General features: G+C 60.7%; 13 protein-coding genes and 1 pseudogene. 8 read left to right on the top strand and 6 right to left on the bottom strand.

All coding sequences use genetic code 11. The features are described 5' to 3' along the window. Positions 1–187 precede the first annotated feature (187 nt). The 7 genes from BN1117_RS02615 (at position 188) to BN1117_RS02585 (ending at position 8,264) form a co-directional block, all read left to right on the top strand. Positions 188–1,204: an aspartate-semialdehyde dehydrogenase gene (locus tag BN1117_RS02615; RefSeq protein ID WP_040094708.1), complete on the top strand. Its 1,017-nt coding sequence runs from the start codon at positions 188–190 to the stop codon at positions 1,202–1,204. 271 nt (positions 1,205–1,475) lie between these two features. Next, positions 1,476–3,653 (top strand): FimV/HubP family polar landmark protein, encoded by a 2,178-nt coding sequence (locus BN1117_RS02610; protein WP_040094707.1) that lies wholly within the window; start codon positions 1,476–1,478, stop codon positions 3,651–3,653. Between the two features lie 200 nt (positions 3,654–3,853). Continuing rightward, a complete protein-coding gene (gene truA / locus BN1117_RS02605; protein ID WP_040094706.1) occupies positions 3,854–4,663 on the top strand; it encodes a tRNA pseudouridine(38-40) synthase TruA in 810 nt (269 codons plus the stop codon). 119 nt (positions 4,664–4,782) lie between these two features. Continuing rightward, positions 4,783–5,646, top strand: coding sequence for an acetyl-CoA carboxylase, carboxyltransferase subunit beta (accD, locus tag BN1117_RS02600; RefSeq protein WP_040094705.1), 864 nt, complete (start codon positions 4,783–4,785; stop codon positions 5,644–5,646). Between the two features lie 2 nt (positions 5,647–5,648). Continuing rightward, a complete protein-coding gene (folC, locus tag BN1117_RS02595; protein WP_040094704.1) occupies positions 5,649–6,908 on the top strand; it encodes a bifunctional tetrahydrofolate synthase/dihydrofolate synthase in 1,260 nt (419 codons plus the stop codon). A gap of 83 nt (positions 6,909–6,991) precedes the next feature. Then, positions 6,992–7,774: a cell division protein DedD gene (gene dedD / locus BN1117_RS02590; RefSeq protein ID WP_040094703.1), complete on the top strand. Its 783-nt coding sequence runs from the start codon at positions 6,992–6,994 to the stop codon at positions 7,772–7,774. Positions 7,775–7,946: 172 nt separating this feature from the next. Beyond that, positions 7,947–8,264 carry a heavy metal-binding domain-containing protein gene (locus BN1117_RS02585; RefSeq protein WP_040094702.1) on the top strand — a complete coding sequence of 106 codons (318 nt, stop codon included), beginning with the start codon at positions 7,947–7,949 and terminating at the stop codon, positions 8,262–8,264. Between the two features lie 117 nt (positions 8,265–8,381). Here BN1117_RS02585 and cysG read toward each other — a convergent pair whose 3' ends face one another. From cysG to BN1117_RS02560, 5 genes are all read right to left on the bottom strand, one after another. After that, entirely contained in the window at positions 8,382–9,761 is a 1,380-nt protein-coding gene (gene cysG / locus BN1117_RS02580) for a siroheme synthase CysG (RefSeq protein WP_040094701.1), read from the bottom strand. Between the two features lie 197 nt (positions 9,762–9,958). Continuing rightward, positions 9,959–10,969 carry a sulfite reductase subunit C gene (gene asrC, locus BN1117_RS02575; RefSeq protein ID WP_040066440.1) on the bottom strand — a complete coding sequence of 337 codons (1,011 nt, stop codon included), beginning with the start codon at positions 10,967–10,969 and terminating at the stop codon, positions 9,959–9,961. Positions 10,970–10,980: 11 nt separating this feature from the next. Then, complete coding sequence (asrB, locus tag BN1117_RS02570; protein ID WP_019446166.1) at positions 10,981–11,820, bottom strand: anaerobic sulfite reductase subunit AsrB; 840 nt, start codon at positions 11,818–11,820, stop codon at positions 10,981–10,983. Between the two features lies 1 nt (position 11,821). Further along, positions 11,822–12,880, bottom strand: a complete 1,059-nt coding sequence (asrA, locus tag BN1117_RS02565; RefSeq protein ID WP_040094700.1) for an anaerobic sulfite reductase subunit AsrA — start codon at positions 12,878–12,880, stop codon at positions 11,822–11,824. 200 nt (positions 12,881–13,080) lie between these two features. Further along, positions 13,081–13,923, bottom strand: a complete 843-nt coding sequence (locus BN1117_RS02560; RefSeq protein ID WP_040094699.1) for a patatin-like phospholipase family protein — start codon at positions 13,921–13,923, stop codon at positions 13,081–13,083. A 265-nt stretch (positions 13,924–14,188) separates the two neighbouring features. On the opposite strand from BN1117_RS02560, the pseudogene BN1117_RS02555 reads away from it, so the two are divergent. Further along, positions 14,189–14,570 (top strand): annotated as a pseudogene (locus BN1117_RS02555) (LD-carboxypeptidase); the annotation flags it as partial. Positions 14,571–14,698: 128 nt separating this feature from the next. Here BN1117_RS02555 and ahpF read toward each other — a convergent pair. After that, the gene (ahpF, locus tag BN1117_RS02550; protein WP_040094697.1) at positions 14,699–16,285 is read right to left on the bottom strand and encodes an alkyl hydroperoxide reductase subunit F; all 1,587 of its coding nucleotides are present in this window, start codon (positions 16,283–16,285) and stop codon (positions 14,699–14,701) included. Positions 16,286–16,415: the final 130 nt, after the last annotated feature.

Here is a 16,415-nt window from a genome sequence, read left to right as displayed (position 1 = left end):
GACTCGGAGTTGGAAGATAACCGGAAGGGGTGAGCCGCACTGGCCACCTCGCCGCCATTTTTTACTGAGCTGGCGCAGATGCTACTGCGCCGGTTCAGCCATATCAGGCAGCGTCATCTCGCCGCGCGAGAGCCTGCCGACCATGGCGCCAGCCGACGCCATTGCAGCATTATCAGAGGAGAACAGAATGAGCCAGCAGTTTAACGTAGCGGTATTGGGTGCCAGCGGCGCCGTGGGTCAGGCGATGATCGAGATCCTGGAAGAGCGCGAATTTCCGGTAGCGACCCTCTATCCACTGGCTTCCAGCCGCAGTGCCGGTGATACCGTGCGCTTTGCCGGCAAGAACCTCGAGATCCTCGATGTGGAGGAGTTTGACTGGAGCCAGGTGCAGATCGCACTCTTCTCCGCCGGTGCAGAGGTCTCGGCCAAGTGGGCGCCGATTGCTGCCGAACACGGCTGCATCGTCATCGACAACACCTCCTGCTTCCGTTACGACGAAGATATCCCGCTGGTGATCCCGGAAGTGAACCCGGATGCGCTGGCCGATTTTCGCAATCGCAACATCATCGCCAACCCCAACTGTTCCACTATCCAGATGCTGGTGGCCCTGAAGCCGCTGCACGATGAAGTGGGCATTGCCCGCATCAACGTGGCCACCTATCAATCTGTGTCAGGCTCGGGCAAAGAGGGGGTCAGCGAGCTGGCGGGTCAGACTGCTCATCTGCTTAACGGTCGTCCGGTGGAGCCGACCCTCTATCCGCAGCAGATCGCCTTTAACCTGATCCCACAGATCGATAGCTTCACTGACAACGGCTACACCCGTGAAGAGATGAAGATGGTATGGGAAACCCAGAAGATCCTCGGCGATGCCAGCATTGCGGTGAACCCGACTTGCGTGCGGGTACCGGTCTTCTACGGCCATGCAGAGGCGGTACATGTCGAACTGCACCAGCCACTGGATGCCGAACAGGTCAAGGATCTGCTGCGCAATGCACCGGGTGTGACCCTGTTTGATGACGAAGGGGATTATCCGACCCCGGTGCGCGACGCAACCGGCAAGGATGAGGTGCTGGTGGGTCGGGTGCGTCAGGATATTTCTCATCCAAGTGGTATCAATATGTGGATCGTGGCCGATAACGTTCGTAAGGGCGCGGCAACCAACAGTGTACAGATTGCCGAGCTGCTGGTTCGCGACTATCTGTAAGGCTGGTCAGATGCCACGGATGCGCAGCAGGGAGTGCTGCGCATCCGGCCTGTGATCAAACCGGGGTGTGACCCATGCCGCACTCCGTCACTTCAAGATTCTGTTGCGATATCAACTGATTAAGTTTTTTCCTACACTCAGGGTCAAGTTGGGTGCTAAATGTGTCGGACTGCTGGCTTGCCAGGCGAGCCTGATTTATATTGAACCGACTGTTTTGGGGTAACTATCCAGATTTTTCAATGTGATAGGGCCGTCATACGAAGGAACGAATATGGGACATTCCCGCATAACATTGGCAACGCTACTCGTATTTGGTCTGCTGGGCACCGCCCAGGCACAGGACTCGGTACGGGAGCCTTTTTTTGTCGAGCTAAAAGGCCCTGACGAACCTGCACCTCCCGCCGTCAATACTCAGCCGGTCGCCAACCCTGTTGCACAACCGGTGCGTGCAACTGCCCAGCCAGTGGTGCGTCAGGTCACTGCCAATGCCGGTAGCTACGGCCCTGTTCGTCCGACCGATACCCTCTGGAGCCTGGCGACTAAATATCGCCCCTCCACGAGCGTGAGCGTCTACCAGACCATGGTGGCGATCTACGAGAAAAACCCCCGCAGTTTTGCCGATGGCAATATCAACCACATTCTGGTGGGGTCCCGTATTCAGCTGCCAACCGCGGCTGAAGCGAGCGTTATCACCGATGCCCAGGCGCGCGCCAGATTCCGCAGCGATAACGCCAGCTGGAAGGGGTTAAGCCCCAAATATCTGGCCAATAAGGAAACTAACACGGCTAAGCCCGTCAAGGTCCAGGCTGCCAAGTCCGAGCCGGTAAAAGCAGCACCTGCGCCGCAGCCAGTGGTGAAAGCCGCCCCCATTCCTGCCCCGGTTGTGGCCCCCGCTCCGGCCGCTGAAACCAAAGAGGTGGCCAAGGTAAGCGAGCCTGCGCCGAAAGAGGCGGTAGCTCCTGCGCCGAGCGCTGCAGAAGGCACCACACCGGCGCCTCTGCCTTCCGATCTGGATAAACCGGTGGGTAAACCGGCCACCGAGATGGCGTTGGCACTGGAAGATGCCAATGCCCAGCTCGGCCAGGTGAGTGAAATGAACCACAGGCTCAAGCTGCGTCTGCAAGCGCTGACCGAAGAGGTGGAGACCCTCAAAGCCCAGTTGCAGGATCAGACTGCGCTGCAAAAAGAGATTGCCGAGCTCAAAGCTCGGCCGGTTCCCCCGGTGGCAGCAGCGCCCGTATCCAAGCAAAACTGGTTGATGGATCTGCTCGCCTCACCACTCAACCTCGCGATGATCATCTTGCTGCCGGTGCTGCTGGTCTTGGCACTGGTGACCCTGTGGCTACGTGCCCGAGCCCGCCGCGAGCTGGAAGAGCAGGAGAAGAGCCTCTCCGAGTCCACTGCCATGATGATGGATCAGGAGCAGAGCGAGTTTGATGAGCTGCTGAGTGTCGATGTGACCGACAGTGAGCCGGAGCGGCCGGTGCCGGATCTCAACACCCCGGATGGCTTTATGCCGATGGAGCCTGAAGAGCCCGTCGCCAAGCCAGATGTCGATCTGGTGTTCAGTGATGATGGCGAGATGGAGCTGCAAGGTTTCGAGCCGGAGCGGATGGCTGCCCAGCCGGCCAGTCGTGACCCGGACCTGGTGCCGGATCTCGATCTCTCGCAGGATGAACCCATCGCGCTGGCCAACGAGCCCGCCATGGATCTGGCCAGCGAGTTCAATCCCAAGCCCGATGCCGCTGATGAGGTTATGAGCGAAGAGGAGCTGCAAGCAGCCCTGTTTGCCGAGCTGGATGCGGATCTCTCTGCTGACCTCGAACCCGATTTGAGCGCCACTGATGAAGTCGGCGCCGCTGACGACGATCTGGCCAGCTTCGATCTCGGCGATTTTGAAAATGCCCTCAACGACACCGCCGCAGACAAAGATGATAACGCCATTGATCTCAGTGCCGCAGATGGAGCCGATGATAGCGCGGATGCCATGCTGGCCGAGCTGGGTCTTGAGTCTGGCAAGGCGAAGGATGCCGAGCTGGATCTGGAGTGGGATCCCAACGAGCTGGCGCTTTCTGATTTCGAAGATGCATTCGCCGAGGTGGAATCACATCCGGCAGATCTTCAGCCCCGCGAGCAGGCGCAGGAGAGTGGCTATGTCGAGATCGACAAGCTGCTGGCCGAAGCGGATGCCACCGCGCCGGAGCCGGAGCCCTATCAGGGCTTCTCGCTGGATGTGGGGCTCGATGGCTTCCCCGAGGTGCTGCCGGAATCCACCGGGTTTGACGTGGATGCCGATGACGGCGGAGTGGGGGCCAAGCTGGATCTGGCCCGTGCCTACCTCGAGATTGACGACAAGGATAGCGCCCGCGAGCTGCTGCAAGAGGCTGCGGAGCAGGGCAGCGATCACCAGCGTGCCGAAGCCGAGAAGTTGCTCAAGCGGCTGGGCTAAATGATTTCCCATGACGGGAGCAGCAAGAATGAGGGCAGCCAGCAGGCTGCCCTCTTCTTTTGGCGATTGGCGATGGGGTGAGCATGGCCGCGCAGGCCCATAATAGAGGCCAATTGCGCGCGTGGTGGGACTTTGCGGGCTGAGCGCGTATAATCCGCCCCGTTTCTTTCACTGCGTTTCACAACAAGACAAGTTTATCCATGCGAATTGCTCTAGGTATTGAATATGACGGCAGCCGGTATTTCGGCTGGCAGCGTCAGCGTGAAGTGATCAGCGTGCAGGAGGAGTTGGAGAAGGCCATCAGCCGGATCGCCAACCACCCTGTCTCCATCCAGTGTGCCGGACGTACCGATGCCGGTGTTCATGGCACAGGCCAGGTGATCCACTTCGATACCGAGGCGAATCGTGCCGAAGGTGCCTGGACCCTGGGACTCAACTCCAATCTGCCACCAGATATCGCGGTGCGCTGGGTCAAGGAGGTGGATGAGACGTTTCATGCCCGTTTCAGCGCCACAGCACGGCGCTACCGTTATGTCATCTACAACCACAACTTCCGGCCAGCGATCCTCGGCAGTGGCGTCAGTCACTACCATGAGACCATCGATGCCGAACTGATGCACCAGGCGGGCCAGAGCCTGCTGGGGGAGCACGACTTCAGCACCTTCCGGGCGGTCGCCTGCCAATCCAACACCCCGTGGCGCAATGTGACCCACCTGTGCGTCAGCCGCTCCGGCCCCTACATCGTGCTCGACATCAAGGCCAACGCCTTCCTGCACCACATGGTGCGCAACATCACCGGCTCCCTGCTGCTGGTGGGGCAGGGGCTTAAACCGGTGGAGTGGATTGCCGAGGTGCTGGCCGCCCGGGATCGTAATCTGGCCGGGCCGACCGCCAAGGCCGGTGGCCTCTATCTGGTGGATGTGGATTACCCGGCCGAGTTTGCTCTGCCGCAGTTGCCGCTCGGCCCGCTGTGGCTGCCGGACTCGGCACCGGGTACGACCAGTTTTTAGTAACTGCGCCCGAAAAATTGTGGTTTAATGACCCGTCATTTGTTGCCATCGAGCAGGTAAGTCCTTGAACAACCTAGGCTCGATGCGTATTGTCAGGCACAAAAGCATTAAGGAATTCCATGAGCTGGCTTGAGAAGATTCTTCCCAAGAGCAAGATCACTGCGCCTCGTCGTCACAACATTCCGGAAGGGGTGTGGACCAAGTGCAGTGCTTGTGAACAGGTGCTCTACCGGGCAGAGTTGGAGCGCAACCTCGAAGTGTGCCCCAAGTGTGATCATCATATGCGCATCAGCGCCCGTGCCCGTCTCGAACGATTTCTCGACGAGCAGGGACGTACCGAGCTCGGTGCCGAGCTGGAGCCGCAAGATGTACTGAAATTCAAGGATGCCAAGCGCTACAAGGATCGTTTGTCTGCCGCCCAGAAAGAGAGCGGTGAGAAAGATGCGCTGGTGGTGATGAAAGGGACCCTCAAAGGGGTACCGGTTGTCGCCTGTTCGTTCGAATTCTCCTTTATCGGTGGTTCCATGGGATCCGTGGTTGGCGCCCGCTTTGTGCGCGCCGTCGAGGAGTGCATCAAGGAAGGCCGAGGTCTGGTCTGCTTCTCCACCTCCGGTGGCGCCCGCATGCAGGAGTCACTCTTCTCCCTGATGCAGATGGCCAAAACCAGTGCGGCGTTGGACAAACTCTCCAAGGCGGGTCTGCCCTATATCTCGGTGCTGACAGACCCGACTCTTGGCGGTGTTTCCGCTAGTTTGGCGATGCTGGGCGATATCAACGTAGGCGAGCCCAAGGCGCTGATCGGCTTTGCCGGCCCGCGCGTTATCGAGCAGACCGTGCGCGAGAAACTGCCGGAAGGCTTCCAGCGCTCCGAGTTCCTGCTGGAAAAGGGTGCCATCGATATCATCATCGATCGCCGTGAAATGCGTAACCGTCTGGCCAGCCTGCTCGCCAAAATGCTGAATACTCACGTCATCGAAGAGTGAAGATGAGTTCAAACATGCAACAATCCCAAAGCCGGTCGCTTGTCGACTGGCTTTCTTATTTGGAACAGATCCATCCGGTCAATATCGACATGGGGCTGGATCGGGTCGGTGCTGTCGCCCGGCGCATGGGGCTTACCCAGCTACCGTTCAAGGTGATTACAGTGGCGGGCACCAATGGCAAGGGCTCCAGCTGCGCCATGGCGGCCAGTATTCTGATGGCCGCAGGCTATCAGGTTGGCGTCTACTCCTCCCCGCATTTGCTGCGCTTTACCGAGCGGGTGCGGATCAATGGCCAAGAGCTGCCTGATGACGCTCACTGCGCCGCCTTTGCCGAGGTGGAAGCCGCCCGCGGCGAGATAGCCCTTACTTTCTTCGAGTTCGCCACCCTGGCTGGGCTGTGGCTGTTTCGCCGCGCCGCGCCGGATGTGCTGCTGCTGGAAGTGGGGCTGGGCGGTCGGCTTGACGCCACCAATGTGGTGGAGTCAGATGTGGCGATGATCACCTCCATTGCCCTCGATCACTGCGACTGGCTGGGGGATACCCGCGAAGCCGTGGCGGTGGAGAAGGCTGGGGTCTATCGCTCCGGCAAACCTGCCATCAGCGGCGAGCCCAATCCGCCAGCGACAATCACGAGCGAAGCACAGCGTCTTGGCGCCAACCTGCGTCAGGTGGGTATCGATTTTCGTGGCGATGAGTACGAGAGCGGTTGGGATTATCACGGCCTCAACCAGTGGCGGGATCTGCCAAAACCGGCGCTGCCGCTGATGAATGCGGTGACTGTGCTGGCGGCGCTGGAGTCCCTCGGCTTGCCGCTGCCGGAGTCTGCTATCCGCGACGGGCTGGCCAATGCCCGGCTGGCTGGCCGGATGCAGCAGCTGCAAAGCGCACCGCTGGTGATCGTCGATGTGGCCCACAATCCCCATTCGGCAGCCTATCTGGCTGCTCAGTTGCGCAAAATGCCCAGCGCGGGTGTGCGCCGCGCCGTGGTCGGCATGCTCAAAGACAAGGACATGGCGGGCTCTCTTGCCGAACTCGATGGCCTGATTGGCGAATGGTATCTGGCCAGCCTCACCGGCCCGCGCGCCGCCACCGCTGCGCAACTGGCTGCGGCATTGGGGGAGGGCAAGGGGCCGGCCAGGGCGTTTGATGATGTCAGCGCCGCTTATCAGGCAGCGTTGGCCGCATCGAGTCCGGACGATATGGTCATTGTGTTTGGTTCGTTTTACACTGTCGCCGACATTCTGGCGGGTGTCGCCAGCTAGGCCACACCCTGGCTCCCTAACCCTCTAACCCTCGGGCGGGGAGCCCAATCCCATATTGAGTTACGTTAAAGGTAGGATTTAACTTGGCCTCTAAGTTTCAAAACCGTCTGGTGGGCACCGTCATCCTGGTGGCCCTGGTTGTGATTTTCCTGCCGGACTTGCTGGATGGTCACAAGCTGGCACAAAAGGAGGAAGCCTTTGCCAAGATCCCGCTGCGCCCCGAGCTGGAGCCTGCCAAACCGGCGCTGCAGGTCTCTGCCGCCAGCAGCCTGCCAGCCGATCATCTGGCCAGCCAGCAACAGGCCTCTGCGGCCCAGCAGTGGCAAGTGGAAGAGGTGGCTGATCCCATGACCCTTGCCGGTCAGGACAATGGCGCGCAGCCGGCGACAACCCCTGCCGCACCGGCGCCGGTCCAGCCGCAACAGAATGCCCAACCCAAGCCGGAAGTGGTGGCTAAAAAACCGGTCGAGCCGCCAAAGCCAGCACCCAAGCCCGTAGCGGCCAAACCGGTTGAAGTTAGCAAAACCCCTGCACCGACCAAACCGCAGCCAGGACAGATCAGATCCCTCGATGATCTGATTGAAAGCAAGCTGGCCCAGCCAACCACGCCTGCAGCGGCACCGGCGCAGGGGAGCTGGATCCTCCAGCTTGGCGCCTTCAAGAACGTCGACAGCGTCAATGCGCTGGTGAGCAAGTTGCGGGCGGCGGGCTACTCAGCCCACACCTCGCCGCGCACCCCGGTGCAGGGCCAGATCAACCGGGTCTTTATTGGACCGGATGTCTCCAAGGCCAAACTGCAGGGGATGCAGGGGCGGATTGCACAGATGACCGGCCTCAGTGGCTCTGTGGTCGCTTACAATCCGTAACGGCGTTGCCGTTGGCTATGGCCCTCTGAAACAAACACCGTGCCCCGTGCGCGGTGTTTTTTTATCTGGCCGTAACGATGTACAAGGGGAGCGTGGTGCTGGCTGCCACCCGGTTGGGATTTTCGGGTAGTTGGGGTAGTCTGAGCTCTTCTGCTACTGACAGGAGTGCAAGATGATCCTCTCGACAACCCCCACGCTGGAAGGCAAAACCATTCGTGAATACCGCGGCATCGTGGTGGGCGAAGCCATTCTCGGCGCCAACATTTTCAAGGATCTCTTTGCCGGGATCCGCGACATCATCGGCGGCCGCTCCGGCGCCTATGAAAAAGAGCTGGCCCGCGCCCGCGAGATCGCCTTCGATGAGCTGAAAGCACGTGCCGCCGCCCTTGGCGCCAATGCGGTGGTCGGTATCGATATCGACTACGAAGTGGTGGGGCAAAATGGCAGCATGCTGATGGTTAGCATCAGTGGTACCGCCGTGCTGGTGTGACGAACCACGGCAATGTTTGCCGACAACTGCCGTCGCAGGCAGGGTCACGGATAAAGTGGATAACTGCTGGCTGCGCAAGGGCCGACAACCCGGTTGTCGGCCCTTCTCGTTTATTGATCAATTTTTGCCGTTGCCATACCAGTCCAGCTGGTCGGCCAGAGTGACCACAGAGCCGATGATGATGAGACTCGGGCTCTTCACCTGACGGGCCAGTTCGGCCAGCTGTTGCAGCTCGCCGCGCACCACCCGCTGACTGAGCTGGGTGCCTTGCTCCACCAGCGCCACCGGGGTGTGAGCGGGCATGCCGTGGGTTTGCAGCGCATCCTGAATGCGGGCAGCATGGGCCAGGCCCATGTAGAACACCAGGGTCTGGCGGGGGGCGGCCAGCGCCGACCACTCCTGGGCAATATTGCCCTCCTTGTCATGACCGGTGATGAACTGCACCCGCTGGGCGTGATCGCGGTGGGTGAGGGGAATGCCGCTGTAGGCAGCGCAGCCTGAGGCTGCCGTAATGCCCGGTACTACCGAGAAGGGGATGCCCGCCTCGGCCAGGGTCTCCAGCTCCTCGCCGCCCCGGCCAAAGATAAAGGGATCGCCCCCCTTGAGCCGGACCACCTGTTTGCCCAGCAGCGCCTGTTCCAGCAACAGCTGGTTGATCGCCTGCTGGGGCACACAGTGGCGCCCCGCCTCCTTGCCAACAAAGATCCGCTCGGCATCCCGGCGAACAAGCGCCAATACCTCCTGTGAGACCAGACGGTCATAGACCACCACATCCGCCTGTTGCAACTGCTGCAAGCCGCTCAGGGTAAGCAGCCCCGCATCGCCGGGGCCAGCCCCCACCAGGGTCACGCTCCCCTTGCTCTGCAGCGGCTCATCGAGCAGCTCGGCAACGCTCTGCTCGGCAGCCTGTTGTTGGCCGCGGGCCAGCTGGCGGGCGAGTCGATCGTGGCTAAAGAGCCGCTCCCAGAAGCGGCGGCGGGCCAGTTTGTCCGGAATGAGTTTGACCCGCTCGCGCAGCTTGCCCGCCAGCGCCGCGAGCTGGCCGAGGTGTTGCGGTAGCAACGCTTCAAGTTTTTCCCGCAGCTGGCGGCTCAGTACCGGTGCCGCGCCTGCGCTGGAGATGGCCACCATCAGCGGCGAGCGGTCGATGATGGCGGGCATGATGGCGCTGCAGTGGGCCGGAGTGTCCACCACATTGCAGAAGATCTGGCGCAGGTTCGCCTCGTGAAAGACCTGATGATTGACCTCCGGATTATTGGTGGCGGCGATCACCAGCCACTTGCCATCGAGCAGCTCGGGATGAAAGCCGGCGGCGCAGATGGTCAGGCGACCCTGCTCGGCCCAGCTCATCAGCTGGGGTTCCAGGTGCGGGGCATTGATGGTGATCTTCGCCTTGGCATCGAGCAGCAGGCGCGCCTTGCGCACCGCCACCTCACCGCCGCCGACGATCAGGACCGGCTTGTTTTGCAGCTGACAGAAGAGAGGGAGAAAGTCCATAACAGGCTCCGGATGCTGGCCCGCTCGCAATGCCGCGCCGGGCGAGATAGCAGGGCGCGCCGTGGCGCACCCCGGATGGTCGGGGGAAAGATCACCCGACGGGAATAAAAAAGGGGAAGGGTGATCTACGCCCGGGCCAACGACAGATCCCCACCGGTGTCGGCCACTTGATCACGCTTCCCCAAACGAGGTTTTTCCTATTGCACCGCTTTGACGTGCATGTTGGCGACGTACTGATCTTCGGCCCAGAAGATGCGGTCAGCGACCATGGCTTCCGGGTTGAGGGTGACGCCGCGCAGCACCCGCTCCTTGAACTTGTGATAACCGGCCCGGTCGATAAGGTGACCCATGTGCAGGTAGATGGGTTTGCCATCCAGCATCTCGGCCTCGAACTCGAACAGGTTCTTGATCACCGCATGCAGCACCTCTTCGGTCACCCAGTTGAGGAACAGCTTGCCGGTACGAGGGGTCTTCTTGCTGGTGCGCCCCCCCAGCTTGACCATGTAGAGCTGCTTGGGATCCCGCTGCCAGGCCAGGGTCGGGCAGGCCAGCACGCACTCGCCACAGCCGATGCACTTGCTCTCCTCTTTGACCGCCTTGCCATGCTTGATGGCGAGGCAATCCACCGCGTGGTGGCTGCATGCCTTGACGCAGGCGCCGCAGCCGATGCAGCGCTCGGCATTGAAGTGGATCTTGGCGATGCCGAGGATGCCGAAGTCGGCCATGTTGGCCTTGGCGCAGTCGTTGGGACAGCCGGCGATCACCATCTTGAGGTGATAGGGGTTGGGGTAGAGGTGTTTCTCCATCCGCTGGGCCAGCCCGGTGCAGTCGATATTGCCCTTCTGGCAGATGGTGTTGCCCTGACAGGCGACGATATTGCGCCCGCCGATGGTCTGGTAACCGGCTGTGGTGTCCTCTACCTCGATGCCGCAGGTCTCCACCTCGATCTCCTTGATAAAGGGCTCGAGGGCGGCGTTGACCTTGTCCATGTCCTGATACTTGATGCCGGGCATCGCCAGCTTCTGGCGGGTGGTGAGGTGGATCAGGCCGTTGCCGTACTGTTCGGCGATCTGTTGGGCCACCGCCAGCAGGTGGGCGGGCATGATCCCGCCGGGAATGCGTACGCTGATCATCGCTTCGCCGCGCACCTTGGAGAGGCGGTATTCGTTCTTGGCGCGGGCCTTGATGATGTCGATATCGAGACTCATGGTGTGCTCCCTCAGTCGATCAGATGCTGGGCCTGGTCAAAACGAAAGACCGGTCCATCCACGCAGATATAGGTGTCGCCCATCCGGCAGTGGCCACATTTGCCCACGGCGCAGGCCATGCGGCGTTCGTAGTCGACCCAGATGCGATCCTTGGGGATGCCCCGCTCGAGGAAGGCGAGCACCACGAAGCGGATCATGATGGGGGGGCCGACCACGATCACTTGGATATCCTCCTTGTCAGCGAGATCCAGCTGGTCGATGTAGTCGGTGACCCGGCCGATGCGAAACTGCTCGCTCTCCTTGCCCTCGTCCAGGGTGACGATGAGGTTCTGCTGCTCGGCCCAGAGCGGCATCTCGTGGCGATAGAGCACCGCCTGCTCGTTCTTGAAGCCGAGGATCATGTCGAGGGACTTCACCTCTTCCGGATGTTTGCTGAAGCGGCGCAGCAGCCCCTTGACCGGCGCGACGCCGGTGCCGCCCGCCACCACGATGAGGTGCTGGTTGCGGTAGGTCTCCAGCGGATAGCCGTTACCGTGGACGCCGCGCATCCACACCTTGTCGCCCACATCGAGGGCAAACAGCGCATCGGTCACCTTGCCGACCTTGCGGATCAACAGATCCACATAGCCATCGCCATAGTCGGAGACCGAGATGGGCGCCTCGCCCACGGTGGGCAGGGAGATCTCCACAAACTGGCCGTAGTGGACATCAAAGTCGCGGGAGACCCGAAAGTTCCACTCCAGCTCGGTGTGACGCTCGATGGCCAGAATGGTGTAGGCCTTGGGCAGCAGGCGGTTTTCGACTGCTTCCTGCTGTTGTTCTGCTGTTGCGGTTTGCTGGCACTGGCACATATCAGTTCGCCCCCTGCGCGTTGTCGGCTGCGATGGTCTGTTCGACCACATCGGTCATCTTGTTGATGATGTTGCTAAAGGAGATGTAGTGAGGGCAGCGATCGTCGCAGCGGCCACAGCCGACGCACATGTGCTCCTCCCCCTGACGGGCCTTGTAGTCGTTGACCTTGTGCAGGGCGCGATAACGCAGGCGCTCGCCATGTTTGGCGCGAAAACCGTGGCCACCGGCCATGTCGCTGAAGCCATCCACCATGCAGCTGGCCCATTGGCGACGGCGTTCACCCTGCTTGGGGTTCTCCGCATAGGTGAGGTCGTGCACGCTGTAGCAGCTGCAGGTGGGACAGGAGGTGGTGCAGCGTCCGCAGCCGATGCAGCGGCTGTCGTACTCGGCCCAGACCGGATGGGCGGTGAGGATCTGGCGGATCCGCTGGGGGTCGTCACAGACGCTGTCCGGGGTGCGTACCTTGACCGGGTTGCTCTGGACAAACTCCGGGGTGAAGTCATCGGATTCACCCAGTTCGGCAAAGTAGCCGAGCAGCTCGGGATCCTTCACCTCGATGCGGGCACCCTCATCGCTCAGACGAATGGCGGCGGCGTAGTCCTGGGTCTTGTTGCTGCCCATGGAGACGCAGAAGCAGTTCTCGAAGCTCTCGCGGCACTCCAGCAGCACCAGCTTGAGCTTGCTGCGTAGCCGGGCGTAGTAGACGTCGCTGTTCTGGCCATTTTTCAGGTAGACCTGATCCAGCCTGCGCAGAGCGTGGATATCGCAGCTGCGCAAGAACAACAGGGTGGGCTTGGCCTCCACCTTTGATTCGCGCAGCGCCAGATTGTCGAAGTGGAACAGGGTCTGGGTGATGGGGAGCACCACCTCTTTCGGGGAGAAGTGGGACTTCTCCTGCCACACCAGATCGGCCGGATGGCGGATGCTGTGGTAGGTGACGTTGTCGGTGTCGGAGAAGCGGCCGCCCCGATATTCGGCCGCGGGCGCCATGATCCGGTAATCGGGCAGCAGCCGCTCGAACAGCTGCGCCAGCGCGGGATGGGTGAGAAGAAACGACATAAATAAACACCTTGTATGAGGGTGAGATGCCCTGGCATAGGGATGAGGCGCAAGCCGCTCAGAGTGTCTGGCACCGATTCTGGCCGCGCTTGCCTCGCCACGGTCTGTTTTTATGACTCATCTTGTTCAACTGACCCGATTGTTATTGTGTTGGCGGCGCGAGCGTCGCGGCAGGTCGGGTCATGCCTGTAAAACCCTTATCAATTGAGCAGGGCGGCCTGATAGCCTGCGCACTTGCCCATCACGTATCCCATCTCCAGCTTGTTGATATCGCGGGTGAAACGGGAGACGGGGAAGTAATCGGCCGGGGCAATCACCTCGATCTGGCAGTCATCCGGCGGATTGGCGATAAAATCGAGCGCCTCGTTATAGCTGCGATCCCGCTGCTCCAGCGCCTGTGCTAGCGCGGGGCGGGTCTTGAGCAGGGTGCGGATCATCCAGGGGAAGGGCATCGGCTTGAGCCGATAGCCAAGGGGCTCGGAGAGGATCACCGTCAGGTGACGGGCACCGCGGCGGTAGGCCTCGATCACCGGGATGGAGTCGGCCACCCCGCCATCTGTCATCGGCACCCCGTGCACCTCCGGGTATGCGTGGGAGGCGAGGGGAATGGCGCAGCTGGCGGGCAGCACCTCGTTCATGTTCTCCGGCTTGACCCGGATGTACTCCGCCTTGCCGGTCAGGGTATTGGTCACCACCGCATAGAAGGGGATGCCGGTCTCCCGGTAGGCGTGAATGTCGAGGGGATACTTGCGGCAGCTGGTGTGCCACAGCCAGAGGATATCCACCAGATTGCCTCCTTTGGCAAAACGCAGGGGATCCATAAACTGCTGGCTGCATGCCAGTTTGGTCAGGATCTCGTGGCTGCGGCCATGTTGGCTGGCGAGATAAGCCAGCAAGTTGGTGGCTCCCGCCGAGACACCGATGGCGAAGTCAAAGGGGCGATAGTCATGCTCGATAAACGCATCCAGCACGCCGCTGGCAAATATGCCGCGCATGGCACCGCCTTCTACAACCAATGCGCTGGGGGATGCGTTTTTGTTCATGACAGGTACCTCATTGATAAGTCAGAGAGAAAAAGTGGGAAAGAGAACGTTCGGGCTGTCAGGCCGACCATTCTGACAACCAACCGGGATTGGTCATCGCAATGAGGTCATTCTAGGAAGGGGATGGCGTTTAGAATATCTGTTAATAATGAATGAGGTGTTTTGTATTTCTAAACATTAACGATAAAACTGTTGTACTAGTGGAGGATTTGTAGGAGTCTCAACGACGCTGTGATGGCTGGATATTGGCAAGGATGAGCAATTTATGACGTTACTGGTTCCCCCGCTGCTCCGACGTGGCGATACCATCGCTTTTTTCTCCCCCTCCAGCGCGGCGACCGCCTGGGCCCCGCAGCGTTTTGCCCGTGCCAGGGCGTTTCTTGAGGGGCAGGGTTTTAAACTCAAGGCGGGCAGCCTCACCGGCCAGCAGGATCACTGGCGCTCCGGTGCCATCGCTGCACGGGCCGAGGAGCTCAACGGCCGTATGCGCGACCCCGAAGTGCGCTGCATCATGTCGGTGATTGGCGGCAGCAACTCAAACGCCTTGTTGCCCTACCTCGATTTTGAGGCACTGGGCGTGCACCTGGGGCATGGTCGGTGACTGCGAGGTGACGGCCCTGCTGCTCGGTAGTTATCGCCAAACTGGCTTTGCTGGAACATGCAGCTACGCAGCAGAGTTACGGCGTGTTTTATTGTGGCTGTTGCTCAACAGCATGAGTCTGAAGGGATGAAAAAAAGCCGACTCATGGAGTCGGCTTTGCGATGCAGAGAATGATCAGGCCGTGGCGGTGTCAACTTTCGCCACTTCCGCTGCCGGAGCCGGGTTGCGGATGAGGTAATCAAACGCACCCAGTGCGGCGGTGGCGCCAGCACCCATGGAGATGATGATCTGCTTGAACGGTACCGTGGTGGCATCCCCTGCGGCGTAGACGCCGGGCAGGGAGGTCGCCCCCTTGGTATCGATCTCGATCTCGCCAAAGCGGGTCAGGGCAATCTCGCTCCCTTTGAGGAACTCGGTGTTCGGTACCAGCCCGATCTGGACGAAGATACCCGCCACGCCTAAGTGTTTGATCTCACCTGTGGTGCGATCTTCGTAATCCATGCCCACCACCTTGCTGCCATCACCGATCACTTCGGTGGTGCGGGCGCTCATGATGATGTCGATATTGCCCATGGAGCGAGCCTTCTTCTGCAGCACTTCATCGGCACGCAGGGTGTCGGCGAACTCCACCACAGTCACATGCTCGACGATGCCAGCCAAGTCGATGGCCGCCTCGATGCCGGAGTTACCACCACCGATCACCGCAACCCGCTTGCCCTTGAAGAAGGGGCCATCGCAGTGCGGGCAGTAGGCCACCCCCTTGGTGCGGTACTCGAGCTCACCCGGCACATTCAGATCACGCCAGCGGGCACCGGTCGCCAGGATCACGGCGCGGCTCTTCAAGGTGGCACCGGAGGCGAGATCCACGTTCACATACCCATCTTTGCTGATGGCGGCGGCGCGCTGCTCGGTGATCACTTCCACGCCATATTGTTTGACGTGCTGCTCCAGGCTGGCAGCCAGCTTGGGGCCTTCGGTATAGGGGACGGAGATAAAGTTCTCGATGCCGACGGTGTCCATCACCTGACCACCGAAGCGCTCGGCAACGATGGCGGTGCGAATGCCTTTACGCGCAGCATAGATGGCCGCTGCGGCGCCAGCCGGGCCACCGCCCACCACCAGCACATCGTAGGGATCTTTCTCATTCAGCTCGGCGGCCTTGCGCTCGGCGGCGCCAGTGTCGAGTTTGGCGACGATCTCTTCCAGCGAGATGCGGCCCTGGCTGAACGGTTGACCGTTCAGGTAGACATTCGGTACCGCCATGATTTGACGCTCGGCAACCTCTTCCTGGAACAGGGCGCCATCGATCATGGTGTGGGTGATGCCGGGGTTCAGGGTGGCCATCAGGTTGAGGGCCTGTACTACGTCCGGGCAGTTGTGGCAGGAGAGGGAGATATAGGTCTCGAAATGGAACTCACCCTTGAGATTGCGGATCTGCTCCTGCACCGCCGGATTGGCCTTGGAGGGGTGACCGCCGCTTTGCAGCAGGGCAAGTACCAGAGAGGTAAATTCATGACCCATGGGGATGCCGGCAAAGTGAACGCGCGGAGCTTGGCCCTGCTGCGCGACACTCATGGAAGGCTTGCGAGCGGCTGTGCCAGAGGTCTGGGTGATCTTGGGGGACATCTCGGCGATCTCGCTGGCCAGCGCCAGCAGCTCTGCAGATTTGTCGCTGTCGTTGCCGGACACGCTGATCTCGATGGGATTGACGATGTACTGCAGATAGGTGTTCAGCTGTTGTTTAAGGTTGGTATCCAACATGGTCGAATTCCTTCTTGTAATGGCGAGTTGGCATTAAATGTGAGTCGGTCTGCTTTCAGGTCTATTTGGCAAGGCCGGAAAGCAGACCGGCGCCTTTAACCGGGCCGGAAAGCAGACCGGTGCCTTTAAC

Origin of the sequence: Aeromonas australiensis, from assembly GCF_000819725.1 — a bacterium.
In the GTDB taxonomy this organism is placed as follows: Bacteria; Pseudomonadota; Gammaproteobacteria; order Enterobacterales; family Aeromonadaceae; genus Aeromonas; species Aeromonas australiensis.
Note: the sequence above shows the minus strand (reverse complement) of the source record. Positions and strands in the feature narration are given on the sequence as shown.